This is a genomic window from Paenibacillus sp. FJAT-27812 (genome assembly GCF_001273905.1).
In the GTDB taxonomy this organism is placed as follows: Bacteria; Bacillota; Bacilli; order Paenibacillales; family Paenibacillaceae; genus Pristimantibacillus.
On sequence record NZ_LIGH01000001.1, the window covers coordinates 2513438 to 2527940 of the forward strand.

Annotated in this window: 15 protein-coding genes; all 15 read left to right on the forward strand. The window is 50.7% G+C overall.

From position 1 onward, the window contains the following. Positions 1-20: 20 nt before the first annotated feature. The 15 genes from ADU23_RS10850 (at position 21) to ADU23_RS10920 (ending at position 14457) form a co-directional block, all read left to right on the forward strand. Complete coding sequence (locus tag ADU23_RS10850) at positions 21-1634, forward strand: spore germination protein (RefSeq protein ID WP_082311061.1); 1614 nt, start codon at positions 21-23, stop codon at positions 1632-1634. After that, on the forward strand, positions 1631-2881 hold the full coding sequence (locus ADU23_RS10855) for a Ger(x)C family spore germination protein (protein ID WP_053373765.1): 1251 nt from the start codon (positions 1631-1633) through the stop codon (positions 2879-2881). Before ADU23_RS10850 ends, ADU23_RS10855 begins: the two co-directional genes overlap by 4 nt. A gap of 9 nt (positions 2882-2890) precedes the next feature. Further along, positions 2891-3142, forward strand: coding sequence for a hypothetical protein (locus ADU23_RS10860; RefSeq protein WP_053373766.1), 252 nt, complete (start codon positions 2891-2893; stop codon positions 3140-3142). After that, entirely contained in the window at positions 3139-4362 is a 1224-nt protein-coding gene (locus ADU23_RS10865; protein WP_053373767.1) for a GerAB/ArcD/ProY family transporter, read from the forward strand. The genes ADU23_RS10860 and ADU23_RS10865 overlap by 4 nt, the downstream gene beginning before the upstream one ends. Positions 4363-4460: 98 nt before the next feature. Next, positions 4461-4832, forward strand: a complete 372-nt coding sequence (locus ADU23_RS10870) for an NADH-quinone oxidoreductase subunit A (RefSeq protein WP_053377574.1) — start codon at positions 4461-4463, stop codon at positions 4830-4832. Then, positions 4817-5335: a NuoB/complex I 20 kDa subunit family protein gene (locus ADU23_RS10875; protein ID WP_053373768.1), complete on the forward strand. Its 519-nt coding sequence runs from the start codon at positions 4817-4819 to the stop codon at positions 5333-5335. The genes ADU23_RS10870 and ADU23_RS10875 overlap by 16 nt, the downstream gene beginning before the upstream one ends. Beyond that, positions 5332-5982: an NADH-quinone oxidoreductase subunit C gene (locus ADU23_RS10880; RefSeq protein WP_082311062.1), complete on the forward strand. Its 651-nt coding sequence runs from the start codon at positions 5332-5334 to the stop codon at positions 5980-5982. Before ADU23_RS10875 ends, ADU23_RS10880 begins: the two co-directional genes overlap by 4 nt. Positions 5983-5989: 7 nt before the next feature. Further along, complete coding sequence (locus tag ADU23_RS10885; RefSeq protein WP_053373769.1) at positions 5990-7090, forward strand: NADH-quinone oxidoreductase subunit D; 1101 nt, start codon at positions 5990-5992, stop codon at positions 7088-7090. Beyond that, positions 7090-8106, forward strand: coding sequence for an NADH-quinone oxidoreductase subunit NuoH (gene nuoH / locus ADU23_RS10890; RefSeq protein ID WP_053373770.1), 1017 nt, complete (start codon positions 7090-7092; stop codon positions 8104-8106). Before ADU23_RS10885 ends, nuoH begins: the two co-directional genes overlap by 1 nt. Positions 8107-8122: 16 nt before the next feature. Further along, on the forward strand, positions 8123-8572 hold the full coding sequence (gene nuoI, locus ADU23_RS10895; RefSeq protein WP_053373771.1) for an NADH-quinone oxidoreductase subunit NuoI: 450 nt from the start codon (positions 8123-8125) through the stop codon (positions 8570-8572). Then, positions 8573-9088, forward strand: coding sequence for an NADH-quinone oxidoreductase subunit J (locus tag ADU23_RS10900; RefSeq protein WP_053373772.1), 516 nt, complete (start codon positions 8573-8575; stop codon positions 9086-9088). It begins immediately after the preceding gene. 4 nt (positions 9089-9092) lie between these two features. Then, positions 9093-9395, forward strand: a complete 303-nt coding sequence (gene nuoK, locus ADU23_RS10905; RefSeq protein ID WP_053373773.1) for an NADH-quinone oxidoreductase subunit NuoK — start codon at positions 9093-9095, stop codon at positions 9393-9395. Between the two features lie 8 nt (positions 9396-9403). Then, entirely contained in the window at positions 9404-11275 is a 1872-nt protein-coding gene (gene nuoL, locus ADU23_RS10910; RefSeq protein ID WP_053373774.1) for an NADH-quinone oxidoreductase subunit L, read from the forward strand. Further along, complete coding sequence (locus tag ADU23_RS10915) at positions 11272-12903, forward strand: complex I subunit 4 family protein (RefSeq protein WP_231637352.1); 1632 nt, start codon at positions 11272-11274, stop codon at positions 12901-12903. Before nuoL ends, ADU23_RS10915 begins: the two co-directional genes overlap by 4 nt. Before the next feature lie 3 nt (positions 12904-12906). Next, a complete protein-coding gene (locus tag ADU23_RS10920; RefSeq protein WP_053373775.1) occupies positions 12907-14457 on the forward strand; it encodes an NADH-quinone oxidoreductase subunit N in 1551 nt (516 codons plus the stop codon). Positions 14458-14503 lie beyond the last annotated feature (46 nt).

Sequence of the window (14503 nt, forward strand, 5' to 3'; positions counted from 1 at the left end):
ACAGGAAAGGAGAGGGGCAGATGTCCGGTTCGTTTATGGGCGGCAGAGGCAAAGCTAGCAAGAAAGCCAATAAGAAATTAGCACGGGCTGAGAAGCATGAGCAAGAGCAGCTGGATGCGTTCTCGGACAAGCCTCTTTTCACTTCGCTGGAACAGAATTCGGAGGCAATCAAACGTGAGCTGGGGGAGAGCCAGGACATTATTTTCCGCGAGCTGCAGCTAAAGGATGTCAATCAAACGAAGGCGCTTATCGTTTATGTGCAGGGGATGGTAGATGACGAGCGCATGAACGAGTTTGTTATTCAGCCTATGCACCGCGTTAAATTTCCAGATGAAGAGATCATGCCGCCAAAAGAGCTGTTAGAGCATATGAAGAGCAGCCAGCTGGAGACGGGCATCGTGAACGATATCTGCGATTGGAAGATGCTGTTCCAAAAGCTGTTCATGGGCTATTGCATCATTATGATAGAAGGCGCCAGCCATGCGATCGGGACAAACGTAGTGGGCGGAGCCAGGCGCGGCGTAGAAGAGCCCAAAACGGAAATGGCTATTCGCGGTCCTAGGGAAGGCTTTACGGAATCCATCCGGATTAATTCGTCTATGATTCGCAGGAAAATACGTAGCCCAAAGCTTTGGATGGAGCAGTGGACGATTGGGGAGGTTTCGCAAACTCCTGTTTCTATTATGTACGTCAAAGGTTTGGCGGATGAAAATGTGCTCATGGATTTAAGAGAACGGTTAAAGGCGATCCACATAGACGGCATCTTAGAATCCGGCTATATCGAGGAGCTGATAACGGATCAAATGTGGACGCCATTTCCAACGGTTCTGAGCGTCGAGCGGCCGGATGCGGTAGCGGGAAATCTGCTTGAAGGACGTATTGCTATTTTGGTAGATGGCACCCCGTTTGTTCTCATTGTACCTGCCATACTAAACATGTTTTTTCAAGCCTCAGAGGATTATTACCAAAGGTATGATATTGCTACTTTTTTGCGCATGCTTCGTTTTGTTTCATTTCTGATTGCGCTGCTCATGCCATCCATTTATGTGGCTATCGTCGGCTACCATCAGGAAATGATACCGACGCAGCTGCTGCTCAAGCTGGCGGCACAGAGGGAGGGCGTACCGTTTCCTGCCTATTTGGAAGCTTTTATTATGGAATTGGTATTCGAAATTTTGCGGGAAGCCGTCGTTCGAATGCCGAGCGCCGCGGGGAATACCATCTCAATCGTAGGCGGTCTCGTTATCGGTCAATCGGTGGTGGAGGCAGGCATCGTATCGCCGGCAGTCGTAATCGTCGTTTCATTTACCGCCATTGCGAGCTTCGTATCGCCATCCTACAGCCTTGGCATCTCCGCTCGGCTGCTGCGATTTTTCCTGCTGCTCGCCGCTTCGACGCTGGGCTTTTATGGCATTGGCTTAGTTGTGCTGATTCTTATCCTGCACCTTAGTAATCTCAGGTCATTTGGCATGCCTTATATCAAGCCATTTGCTCCGATGTTCCCAAGGGATATGAAGGATACGCTTATTCGCGCCCCTCTTTGGAAGATGCGTGACCGCCCCCAAAAGCTGGCCACCGAAAATGTCGTGAGGCAAGAAGTGCATCCAGAGCATAGGAAGGAGCCAGGGCAATGAGCGGTGGAAAAAGCGACAAACGCGTGCGCTTAGTCATTCGGGCATGCCGCAAATCGGTGCTGCTGTGGACGGCTTGCATGCTGATCCTGCTAAGCGGCTGCTGGGATTTGCGTTATTTGGACAAGCTTGGGGTCGTGCTGGCTTTGGGCGTGGATGAGGATCCCAGCGGCAAGCAGAAGCTTCGACTGACGGTCCAAGTCGTCCTTCCGCAAAATGTAGCCGCTGAAAGCAAGGGCGGGATTGGGGGGACCGCTGTAACGACGTTTACGGAAACGGGCGACACGATTTTTGAAGCGATTCGCAAAATGTCGGCGAAAACGTCGAGGAGGCTGTTTTTCTCCCATACGCAAATGTTGATCATCGGGGAGAAGATGGCGAGGAAAGGGATATTCCCTTTGGTCGATTTGATCGAGCGAAACCCGGACATACGTACTGATATTTACGTGCTCGTCACACGCGGCGTGAAAGCGGAGGAGCTGCTGCAATTAACGACCCAAATGGAGTCTATTCCCATAAATCAGATTCACGCGATCGTAGAGACCAATCAATCTGCGTATGCCATGAATTATGTCGTCCAGGTCAATGATTTAACGAGGCTGAACGGGGAAGGAAAAGAGCAGGCTGTGCTGCCATCGATGAGAATCGAAGGCCAGAAGGAAATGGGCCACTCCAATGAAAATGTGAACAGCATTCCGGCGAAAGCCAGTCCCGTACTTTCAACTATGGCCGTATTTCGAAACGGGAAGCTGGTCGAATATTTGAAGCCGAAGGAGTCGAGAGGTTTGTCTTGGCTGCAAGGAAAGGTAAAAAGCACTGTCGTCAAGCTGGCATGCCCGAATTCGAAGGAGAACTTGATTGTGGAGGTTCATGGCGTTACCACGGAGCTCAACGTCAAACGAGACGAGAAGGGTGAACCGGTTATTCTCATTAACGCAAAGATCTCAGGCAGCGTACAAGAGATCATGTGCACGGATATCAATGTATCGGAGGAGAAAGTGCTGAAGCAAATCGGCGCGATGACTAGTCAAGCCGTTAAGGATGAGATGGAGGCGACAATCGTAAAGCTGCAAAAAAAGCTGAAGATTGATGCGATTGGTTGGGGAAAAGAGATTTATTTGCATCAGCCCGGCATCTGGAAACGGATAGAAGGCGACTGGGAGACGGTTTTTCCGAATGTGCAAAGCAAAGTGAATTGCAGCACTGAAATCGAAGGATCGGGTATACGAGGCGAATCTATCGTGAAGTGAGTGATTACAATGATGGCTCCTATCGTAGTTGTTCTGTTGGCGGCCTTTACAGGCACAGTGATTTGGAAACGGAATCGCGATAAGCAGCGCTTGCGCGAGAGAGGCTGGGCCCTGTTTATTTTATTAATAGGAACCCTGCTCATTATCGCGCTACAGTTCCGCATTCCGGTTCCCAATCCGACGGACTGGATTTCGGCTGTTTTTACGCCTATGTCACGGCCAATTACAAAATGGGTTGAGGAGGATATAAAAAACAGATGAGTAAATACGCTGGCATGAACAATGCGGAAATCACTTCCGGCCAATGCGCGAAAATCTTGTTTTTATTCGCGCTTGGGAGCGCGGCGCTTATTTTGCCAACCTCTGTAACAGCCATTGCCAAGCAGGACGGATGGATATCGATGCTGCTGGCCGGCCCATTTAATTACTTCGTATTAATCGCGCTTTTAGCGCTGGCGGATCGTTTTCCTAATTTATCTCTGGCTCAATATTCGGAAAAGGTGCTTGGGGTATGGGGGGGGAAGATCGTGACGCTGCTTTATATTTTCTTTTTCCTGCTGCTTAGCGCGCTGGTTCTTCGCAACATTTCTGATTTCTTGAACCTCTCCGTACTGCCGCTTACGCCGGAGTGGTTCATTGACAGCACGTTTATGATCGTGATCATTTACGGTGTTTTCTTAGGCATTGAGACGATTGCGCGAACGGGAGAAATTTTGTTTAGCTGGGGTATGCTCGTTATTGTTATCGTTATTTTTTCTTTATTTAATCAATTTGATTTCCATAACTTTGAGCCTTTCTTATATGCGGGGTGGGAGAGGCCGGTCAAGGGCGTTTTTCCGATTTTGGGATTTCCGATTGGGGAATTTGTATTCATAACGATGATATTTCCGCTTGTACGCGAGAAAGATCGCAAAAAGCTTAGAAAATCATTAAAGCTCTCAGCCGCGTTGATTACGTTTATAAGCATTCTCATAACGGTATTTTTAGTAGGCGTGATGGGGGTGGATGAGGCAAGCCGAAGCCCTTTTGCCGTGTATGATATGGCGAAGAACATCAACATCGAGGAAATATTGGTGCGGGTCGAAATTTTGGTAGCGATGGTCTGGATCGGAACGGTGTTCATGAAGCTGGCGCTTTGTGTGTATGTGCTGACCGTGATTACCGCCCAAATGCTGAAGCTGTCTACCTACCGGACATTGGTTGTGCCTTATGCCGTTATAATTGTTCCGCTTTCTTTAATCGTCTATCGAAACGTAGCTCATGCCAAAGAGTTTGCGATGGGCGTATGGACCGTATATAGCCTGTTTCAAGGTTTTGTTCTGCCGACGTTCCTGCTTGTCATAGCTATTATTAGGGGGAAGCGCGATAACAGCGACGGCCGTTTTCCTGAGGTGAAGCAGCAAGGCAAGGGCGGGGCAGCCAATCAAAAAACGTCTGATGATGCGGGGGAAATGCTGGAGAAGGAGCCTGCACAGGCGTAACTCCGTCATAGACGTGTGTGGAAGCATTTGTTATAATTGTGAGGAAAATTGACCAAGCGCAGGCGGTCCGTACCTATTCAATTGACGGAGGCGATCGTGTGGAAAACTACGCCAATAACTATGTCGTCGTGGCTATTTTTATCGTGCTTGGCATTTTGCTTCCGGTTGTTGCACTGACTGTAGGAAGATTGCTTAGACCGAATAAGCCAACTGAACTGAAGCAAACCACCTATGAGAGCGGCAATGAGCCGGTAGGTGAGGGACAGGTCCGTTTTAACATTCGTTATTATTTGTTTGCGTTGATGTTTGTCATCTTTGATGTAGAAACCGTTTTCTTATATCCGTGGGCCGTTGCATATAATAAGCTCGGCTTATTTGTGCTAGTCGAAATGTTGATTTTTGCGGGAATGCTGTTTATTGGTCTTCTATATGCCTGGAAAAAGAAGGTGCTGAAATGGAATTCAGTTTAGAGTCAATTTCGCTAGAGGAACGCAAAGAGCTGGAACGCAACGTATTTATGGGAACATTGGAGCAATTAAAAGCATGGGCAAGGAGCAATTCGTTATGGCCGCTGACGTTTGGGCTGGCATGCTGTGCGATCGAAATGATGGGGACGGGAGCGTCCCATTATGATTTGGACCGCTTCGGCGTTATGTTCCGGACTTCGCCGCGCCAGTCGGACGTGATGATCGTGGCCGGAACGGTCACGAAGAAGATGGGACCGCTCTTAAGAAGGTTGTATGACCAGATGCCTGAGCCGAAATGGGTGATCGCGATGGGCTCATGCGCAACAGCAGGCGGGCCATATATTAAATCTTACTCGGTCATTAAAGGTGTCGACCAGATCGTGCCTGTTGATGTATACATTCCAGGCTGTCCGCCTAACCCGGCTGCGCTGATCTATGGCATTAACAAGCTGCAGGAGAAAATTCGGTACGAGGCGAAAACCGGGAAGCGGGTGACCGGTCGATGAGTGAGGGTCAGAATAACAAAGAAGAACAATCGCCCGCAGATTCGCCTCCCGTCGATGCTGAGCGAGAGGCAAAGCTGAAAGCAGCGGCTGAGGCACGTGCAGCAAGGGCGGCAGCGAAGGCGGAGGCGGAGGCTGCGGAAGCTGCGCCAGAGGAGCCCAAGCCCCCTTCACCGCGGCAGCCGGAGCTGGAGGCCATCGTAGCGCTGCTGAAGCAGGAAATCGGCGTGTCAGCGGTTGAGGATGCTTATGTGAATGAATTAAATGGCGATATGCCGATGATCATCGTAAACAATTCCTATTGGCGCGAGGCGGCTAAGCTGCTAAAGGGGCATGTACAGCTGCAATTTAACTATTTGCGCAATGTGTCAGGCATCGATTATGAAACGCACATGGAAGTGGTTTATCATATGCTCTCGCTTGGCAGCAGGAGAGAGGTCGCCGTTAAGATTAAGGCAGACCGCGAAGCGGCTGCCGTCTATTCCGCGACGCCCGTCTGGGCGACGGCGAATTGGAACGAGCGCGAAATTTACGATCTGCTTGGCGTCGATTTCCCTGGACATCCCGATTTGCGGCGCATTATGATGCCCGACGACTGGGTGGGACATCCGCTGCGCAAAGATTATGAACCGTTAGACTCGGAGGTGTAGGCAGCCCTTGATCCGAACAGAAGAACTGCTCTTGAATGTTGGACCACAGCACCCAAGCACCCATGGCGTATTCCGAATCATCGTTAAGCTTGATGGAGAAGTCATTACCGAGGCGACGCCTGTTATGGGCTATTTGCACCGGGGCACCGAGAAGATCGCGGAAAATTTGAATTTTACGCAAATCATTCCTTATACGGACCGTATGGATTACGTCTCAGCAATGACAAACAATTACGTGCTGGTGCATGCGGTTGAAACGATGATGGGCCTTGCCGTCCCGCAGCGGGCGGAGTATCTTCGGCTAATCGTCATGGAGCTGCAGCGCGTGGCGAGCCATCTTGTCTGGTGGGGAACCTATCTGCTTGATATTGGCGCAATGAGCCCTTTCCTATACGCCTTCCGCGATAGAGAAATCATAATCGATTTGTTCAATGAGCTATGCGGCGCTAGATTAACATACAATTATATGAGAGTCGGCGGCGTGAAATGGGATGCGCCGCCAGGATGGCTGGATAAGGTGCGCGACTTTATTCCCTATATGGAGAATAAACTAGAGGAGTACGATAAGCTGGTCAGCGGCAATGAGATTTTCCTTGCCCGCATTAAAGGGATCGGGCAATATGATGCCGCAACTGCGATCGATTATGGCTTAACAGGAGCTAATTTGCGCTGCACCGGAGTAGACTTTGATATTCGCAAGGCTGAGCCTTATAGCTTGTACAGCCAGTTTGAATTCGATGTGCCGGTTGGCACCGTCGGTGATTGCTATGACCGATACCGCATTCGGCTGGAAGAAATTCGCCAAAGCTTGCGGATTCTAAAGCAGGCGCTGGAGCAGTTCCCAAGCGATGGGGAGACGATGGGCAAGGTGCCGCGCGTAATCCGGCCGCCTGCTGGCGAGGTTTACGTGCGAATTGAATCGCCGCGCGGCGAGATCGGCTGCCATATCGTATCCAAGGGCAAAGCTGAGCCTTACCGGCTCAAGTTTCGAAGGCCTTCATTCGTTAATTTGCAAATACTGCCGAAGCTGCTCGTAGGAGAAACGATGACGAACCTCATTACGATACTGGGCGGCATTGATATTGTCGTTGGGGAGGTCGATTGCTGATGCAGTCCTGGCTTAACCAATCGCTGACGTGGGGAAACGCGCTGGTGCTGTTTCTTTGGGCGGTCGTATTTCTATTCATCGTGCTTGGCTTCGTAACCTATGCCATTTATTTCGAGCGCAAGGTGATCGGCTGGATGCAGCTGCGCATCGGACCTAATCGTGTTGGCCCATTCGGGCTGCTGCAGACGGTAGCCGATATTTTTAAATTGCTGATTAAGGAAGATACGATACCGCGCAAGGCTGATCGGGTATTGTTCATTATCGCGCCTGCACTGGCTTACATACCGGCTTTCTCCGTGCTGGCCGTAATCCCCTACACCCAAAATCTTTATTTCGCGGATTTGAATGTCGGCCTACTCTATTATGTAGCATTGTCGGGCATCTCGACGCTTGCGATCGTGCTGGGCGGCTGGGCTTCCAATAATAAGTATGCCCTACTTGGGGGTATGCGCTCGGCGGCACAAATGATAAGCTATGAGGTACCGCTTGTTATTTCGGTAGTCGGCGTTATTTTGCTCAGCGGCAGCCTGAATTTGCGCGATATTGTTGACGCGCAGGATGGCGGCTGGTTCTGGGACTGGAATTTCCTGCCCCAAATTGTCGGCTTCGTCATATTCATTATTGCTGCGGTCTCAGAGCTCAATCGTACGCCCTTCGACCTGCCTGAGGCAGAATCCGAGCTTGTCGCGGGTTATCATGTCGAATACAGCGGCTTCCGCTTCGCGTTTTTTATGCTTTCGGAATATGTGTACGTATATGCGATTGCCGCATTAACCACAGTGCTGTTTCTTGGCGGCTGGCATGCGCCTGCGCCATTTCTTGACTTTGTGCCCGGCATCATCTGGTTTCTGCTCAAATTTGCGTTTATCGTGTTTTTCCTATTCTGGATTCGCGCAACGCTGCCGCGCATTCGCGTGGATCAGCTCATGGGGCTCGGCTGGAAGGTGCTGCTGCCCATATCGCTGCTCAACGTATTTCTGACGGCCATTTATTTAGAGCTGTTTATTAAGAACTAGCAAAGGGGAGATGGAAATGAAAGGAATGCTGCAGGGACTCGGCGTTACGCTCAAATCGATGACGGCTCCAAAAGTGACCACTTCCTATCCTGACGTGCCCTTTGTCATGCCGGACCGTTTCCGTGGCATACAGCACTTTATTCCGGATCTATGCATCGTTTGCAATCAATGCGCGCGCATATGTCCGACGGATTGCATTACGCTGACGGGCAAGCCGAATCCCGATCCCGAAAAAAAAGGCAAAGTGATCGACACGTTTGATATTAATTTTGAAATTTGCATTTTATGCGATCTGTGCACCGAGGTTTGTCCGACTGAAGCGATCGTAATGTCTAACCATTTTGAACTGGCATCCTTCAGCCGCGATGATCTGTTTAAGGATGCGCAGTGGCTGACAGATAATAATACGCTTACCCGGCAGGATAATAACAATATCGGAGCGCCGGCCAAAGGGGGCGGCAAATAGTTGTTCAATATAGCATTTACAGGCGAGTTCGTTGCCTTTTTCATCTTCTCGGCGATTATGATATGCGGGGCCGTGCTGATGATCAGTTTAGAGAAGGTCGTTCATATGGTTATTTCCATGGCGGCTGTGTTTATCGGTTTAGCAGGCATGTTTGTACTGCTTGAGGCGGAGTTCGTTGCGTTCGTTCAAGTGCTGATCTACGCCGGAGCGGTTTCAATTTTGATGATTTTCGGCATTATGATGACGAAGCATCAGGCTGGGGAGCGCGAGCCTGCGAAGCCGCTGCATGAGACGCTTGCGGCGGTTGGCGCGCTTAGCTTGTTCGGCGTGTTGTTTTATGCGATTCGCACGACGACGTTTCCCGAGCCGCAGCCCTTCCATGCGCCTGAAGACAATACGATGGCGATTGGCGAGCTGTTGTATACGGGCTATGTCATACCGTTCGAGCTGCTCTCCGTCCTGCTGACGGTTGCATTTATTGGAGCGATCGTGCTTGCCAAAAAGGAGGCGGATTAATCATATGCTTCCATCTTATTTAACCATGGCGGCCATTTTGTTCTGTATCGGGCTTTATGGCGCCTTAGTAAAGAGAAATGCGGTTGTCGTTCTGCTCTCTCTCGAGCTTATGCTTAACGCGGTCAATTTGAATTTAGTAGCGTTCTCCAAATATGGCGTCGTTCCATCGCTGACAGGCCAAATTTTTTCGTTATTTACGATTACGGTTGCCGCGGCTGAAGCGGCGATAGGGGTAGCTATTTTGATTGCGTTGTTCCGATTGCGCGGGACGGTTAATGTCGACGAATTTGACAAAATGAGGAGGTAACGCGGCAAATGGATAAGTTCACACAGGCGGCATGGTTAATTCCGCTGTTCCCGCTGGCGGCATTCCTCGTTTTGACAGCGCTTGGCCGCAGCTACAGGCGAGCAGGCGTAATGATCGGCTGTATCGGTTCACTCGCCGCATTCATTCTTTCCTTGTTGATTGTCATTGATCGGCTGGGCGCCAATGAGGTTGATTACAACTATTCCTTCGATTGGATCGCGATCGGTGATTATACGCTCCGCATCGGGTTTGAGATAACGAATCTGACGGCGCTTATGCTTGTGGTCGTCACGCTTGTCAGCTTGCTCGTTAACGTATACTCGGCAGGTTATATGAAAGGCGATGAGCGGATTACTGTATTTTACGGTTATGTCGCCTTGTTCACATTCTCGATGCTCGGACTCGTTCTGTCTGATAATTTATTATCGCTTTATATTTTCTGGGAGCTGGTTGGCGTATGCTCGTTTTTGCTAATCGGATTTTGGTTTACGCTGCCCAAAGCGCGCGCCGCTGCCAAAAAGGCATTTATCGTGACGCGAATCGGAGATGCGGGCTTGCTGCTCGCGATTTTGCTGTTGTTCTGGTATATGCCGGACCACGCGCTCGACTTCACAACGATTCAAAGCGTGTTCGACGGGCAATCCGGCGCCATTACGAATGGGATAACGACGCTTATCGCCTTGTTGATTTTTCTAGGTGCCGTTGGCAAATCAGGTCAATTTCCGCTCCATGTCTGGCTGCCCGATGCGATGGAAGGACCAACGCCGATCAGTGCGCTTATTCACGCGGCTACAATGGTAGCGGCAGGCGTATTTCTTATTGCGCGGACGTATGACATCTTTCAGGATTCGGCAGCCGCAATGGAAACGGTAGCTTACGTGGGCGGCTTTACCGCACTGCTCGCAGCGACGATTGCGCTGGTGCAAAAGGATATTAAACGAATTTTGGCCTACTCAACGGTCAGCCAGCTAGGCTATATGATGATGGCGCTTGGTCTCGGCTCCCTTACGGGCGGGATCTTTCATTTATTCACGCATGCGTTTTTCAAAGCGCTGCTGTTCCTCGGAGCAGGAAGCATTATACATGCCGTACATACGCAAAACATCAATGAAATGGGCGGCTTAGGCTCGAAAATGCGGGTGACGGCGTGGACCTTCGGCATAGGCGCTTTGGCGCTTGCGGGCATACCGCCGCTATCCGGCTTCTGGTCGAAGGATTTGATATTGTCGGTTGCTTGGGAGACTAATCCGCTGTTATTCGTCGCCGGCTTGGCGGCAGCTTTTTGTACGGCACTCTACATGTCGCGACTGTTTTTTCTTGTCTTTACGGGAGAACCGAGCGCGGCAGCCGCTAACGCGAAGGAAGCGCCTTTCTCCATGACGCTGCCGCTGATCGTGCTGTCTTTGCTTGCTATCGCTTCCGGTTTTGTAGAGACGCCATGGAACGGCTGGTTCGGATCATGGATCTACGATGGAAGCGTAGAAACGCATGAGAGCGGAGTAGCGATCGTTGCGTCGATTGCGGTTGGCTTGCTAGGCCTATATATCGGATGGCTCGTATATGGGAAGAGAAGTGTCAGCAGAGCGACCTTCCAGGAGTGGGCGCCATGGCTCTATAAACTGCTTGAGCGCAGTTATTACATCGATGAGCTGTATGCCGTAATTATTGTGAAGCCGCTGAAGCTGCTTGGCTCGGCTTTAATGGCTTTTGACGCTTATGTCATTGGCGGAATCGTCCGGTTAGCTGGAGCGGCGGTAAGCTCCGGCGGAAGAGCGGCAGCACGGCTGCAGAACGGTCAGGTGCAAACCTATGGGGTAGCAGCCGTAATCGGCTTTGTCATTATTGTGCTTGCTATAGTCGGAAGGAGGTTCCTGCCATGAGCATCCTGAATGACCTTCCTGTCCTTTCGCTTATTTTGCTGTCGCCTTTGCTTGGCATACTCGTCTTATTATTGCTTCCTAAGCATCGGAGCAGCTGGATGAAGACCACTGTTGTAGTCACGACGCTAGTTCCGCTTGTGTTGTCTTTTTGGCTGTACGTCGATTTCGACAAGCAGCAAGGCGGAGCGGCATTCGATGAGCAGCATAGCTGGGCGATGGTTCCGCTTAATAAAGAGGCACAGTCCAGCGTTACTGAATATACGTTCCAATTGCAATATGCGCTTGGCGTAGATGGGCTGTCGCTTCCGCTTTTGCTGCTGACGACGCTCGTAACAGCGATGGCTGCGCTTGCTGCCGTTCACGTTAAAAAACGATGGAAATCCTTTTTTATATGGTTTCTGATCCTTGAGATCGGGATGCTGGGCGTGTTTCTTGCCCGCGATCTGTTTTTGTTTTTTGTATTTTTCGAGGTTACGCTTATTGCGATGTACTTTTTAATCGGGATATGGGGTTATTTCAATCGAGAGCGTGCCGCCAACCAGTTTTTGATCTATAACGGCGTTGGCTCAGCGATCATGCTGTTTGCTTTCGTGCTGCTTGTGAGCACGGCAGGCTTCCGGATCGATCAGATTGGCGAGCAGGTGAGCTTCATTTATAGCGGGAGCTATGAGGATATTTTCCGGAACATGGCCGATCCCGCCGCTTGGGTGAATATGACGCCCGAGCAGCTCGGCACAATCAATCCTTTTCAAATGACGGATACGATGCAGTGGGTACTTTTTATCATGCTGCTTGTTGCTTTCGGAATTAAGCTGCCGATTTTTCCTTTCCACACGTGGATGCTCAAGGTCCATGCGGAAGCACCGCCTTCCATCGTGATGATTCATTCCGGCATCCTGCTAAAAATGGGTGCATACGGCTTGCTCCGTTTTGGATTGCTGCTCTTCCCGGAGCAGGCACGGGATTTTTCAGTCACAATCGCCGTGCTGGGAGTCATTAATATTTTGTACGGGGCGCTGCTTGCTTTCCGGCAGAAGGAGTTCAAGCTGGTGCTCGCCTATTCCTCGATAAGCCATATGGGGATCGTATTGCTCGGCATTGCTGCCTTTAATGAAATCGGCTTGCAAGGGGCGGTGTTTCAGCTCGTATCGCATGGGCTGATCTCCGCGCTGCTGTTCTTAATCGTCGGCAGTATCTATGAGCGAACGGGCACGACCGAGCTGGGTGAGCTGGGCGGCTTGGCACGCTCTATGCCGTTTATTAGCGGCGTATTGCTTGCGGCGGGGCTTGCTTCGCTTGGCTTGCCGGGCTTATCGGGTTTTATTGGCGAGTTTTTATCGCTGCTTGGCCTGTTTGAATCGCTGCGCTGGCTGACTGCGGCCGCGGTGCTTGGCGTTATTTTGACCGCTGTCTACGTACTGCGAGCTGTGCTTAAAATCACGTTTGGCCCGCAGCCGGAAAAGTATGGCGCACTTAAAGACGCGAGGCTTATCGAAGCGGTTCCCATGATCGTGCTGCTTGCATTCATCGTGCTGCTTGGCTGTTATCCCTCCATTCTTACGGATACGGTGCAGCATAGCACCCGCGGGCTATTCGAACAATTACTTGCAACAAGGGCGGGGGGTTAGACCATGTACGAAGGCGTTTCTTTCATACCACTGACATGGACGGATATGCGCTACCTTGCCCCGGAGTTTTCGCTAGCTGCTGCTTTTTTGATTTTAATTCTGCTGGATTTGCTATTGCCAAAGCGCGTAAACAGAATCTCGATTGGTTGGTTAACGTTAGCTGGCATACTCGTTTCGCTGCTATTTGTTGTCCTGCGAATGATCGACATGAACATTGGCGGAGCATCTGCTGAAGCGATCCATCTGCTGGGCAATAGCTACCGCATTGATGATTTTGCCAGCCTGCTGAAGCTCGTGTTTTTGACGGGAACGGCGCTTATCGTGCTGCTCGCGCTCGGATCGGCGCGTGATGAGGAAGCGATAACGGATAAGTCGGAATATTATTATATGCTGCTGCCTGCTCTTATTGGCGCGATGATGATGGCCTCATCAGGCAACTTGGTGACGCTGTACATCGGGCTGGAGCTGCTTAGTCTAACAAGCTATGTGCTCGTTGGCATGAGGCGCAAATCGTTGCAGTCCGCCGAGGCGGCGTTCAAGTATGTGGTGACGGGCGGTATTTCCTCCGCCATGGTGCTGTTCGGGATGTCGTACATATACGGGATCACAGGTTCGGTTGATCTTGGCACGATCGCGGAGGCGTTGCCTCGTGCTTTGAATGATTTCAAAGCGCTTGCTTATGTCGGGTTCTTCTTCATGATTGCCGGCTTCGGCATCAAAATAGCAGCGGCGCCGTTTCACGCTTGGGCACCTGACGTGTATCAAGGCGCTCCTACTCCGGTATCTGCTTTTCTAGCGATTGTCGCGAAGGGCGCGGCGCTTGCAGCTATATTCCGAATTATTTTCAGCACTGCGCTAATTGCCGTAACGGGCGACGGTGCCGAAGTATTTAAAGATGTATTCTTCGCCATTCTGGTCATTGCGGCGGCTGCGATGCTTGTCGGGACAACGACAGCGCTAAGGCAAAAAAATATGAAGCGATTGCTCGCTTTGTCAGGAGTAGCGAATGCCGGCTATATGCTCGTGCCGATCGGAATTTCGATTACGGTTGTGCACAGCAGCAATTTCTCAGAGTTTGTTTATTATTTAGTGGCATACTTATTTATGACCATAGGGGCATTCGCGGTGTTTACCGTCGTGAGCAAAGCCTCTCTGCATGACGAGATAAAAGGTTTCGCGGGCATGTACTACCGTGCTCCTTGGACGGCTGCGGCGATGGTTATCTTCGTATTGTCGCTGGCTGGGCTGCCGGTATCCGGCGGATTTTTTGGCAAGCTGTTCATCTTGCTGGGCGCGGCAAGCGCCAAGGCATATTGGCTCGTAGCTATTATGGTAATCAGCAGCGTCATCTCTTATTACTTCTACTTTGGCCTCGTGCGCCAAATGTTCATGCGAAGCGGGAATGACGAGAACGAGATTCGTATCCCGGGCGGCACAGCAATCGTGATTTGGCTATGCGTAGCGGCGACGATTGCGCTAGGCCTATTCCCTGGGCCGCTTATGGAATGGATTGATGCGGTGTTCTCGATAAAAGGCGATTTGATGGTTGGTTAAGTGATTAGGGGCTAGAGAAGCATGAAAAGGCAGGAAATAGCTAGAG

Coding starts and splice junctions, on each gene's coding strand:
- ADU23_RS10855 (WP_053373765.1), top strand. CDS start 1,631: ATGAGCGGTGGAAAAAGCGACAAACGCGTGCGCTTAGTCATTCGGGCA.
- nuoK (WP_053373773.1), top strand. CDS start 9,093: ATGCTTCCATCTTATTTAACCATGGCGGCCATTTTGTTCTGTATCGGG.
- ADU23_RS10875 (WP_053373768.1), top strand. CDS start 4,817: ATGGAATTCAGTTTAGAGTCAATTTCGCTAGAGGAACGCAAAGAGCTG.
- ADU23_RS10915 (WP_231637352.1), top strand. CDS start 11,272: ATGAGCATCCTGAATGACCTTCCTGTCCTTTCGCTTATTTTGCTGTCG.
- ADU23_RS10920 (WP_053373775.1), top strand. CDS start 12,907: ATGTACGAAGGCGTTTCTTTCATACCACTGACATGGACGGATATGCGC.
- ADU23_RS10865 (WP_053373767.1), top strand. CDS start 3,139: ATGAGTAAATACGCTGGCATGAACAATGCGGAAATCACTTCCGGCCAA.
- ADU23_RS10860 (WP_053373766.1), top strand. CDS start 2,891: ATGATGGCTCCTATCGTAGTTGTTCTGTTGGCGGCCTTTACAGGCACA.
- ADU23_RS10850 (WP_082311061.1), top strand. CDS start 21: ATGTCCGGTTCGTTTATGGGCGGCAGAGGCAAAGCTAGCAAGAAAGCC.
- nuoH (WP_053373770.1), top strand. CDS start 7,090: ATGCAGTCCTGGCTTAACCAATCGCTGACGTGGGGAAACGCGCTGGTG.
- nuoI (WP_053373771.1), top strand. CDS start 8,123: ATGAAAGGAATGCTGCAGGGACTCGGCGTTACGCTCAAATCGATGACG.
- nuoL (WP_053373774.1), top strand. CDS start 9,404: ATGGATAAGTTCACACAGGCGGCATGGTTAATTCCGCTGTTCCCGCTG.
- ADU23_RS10880 (WP_082311062.1), top strand. CDS start 5,332: ATGAGTGAGGGTCAGAATAACAAAGAAGAACAATCGCCCGCAGATTCG.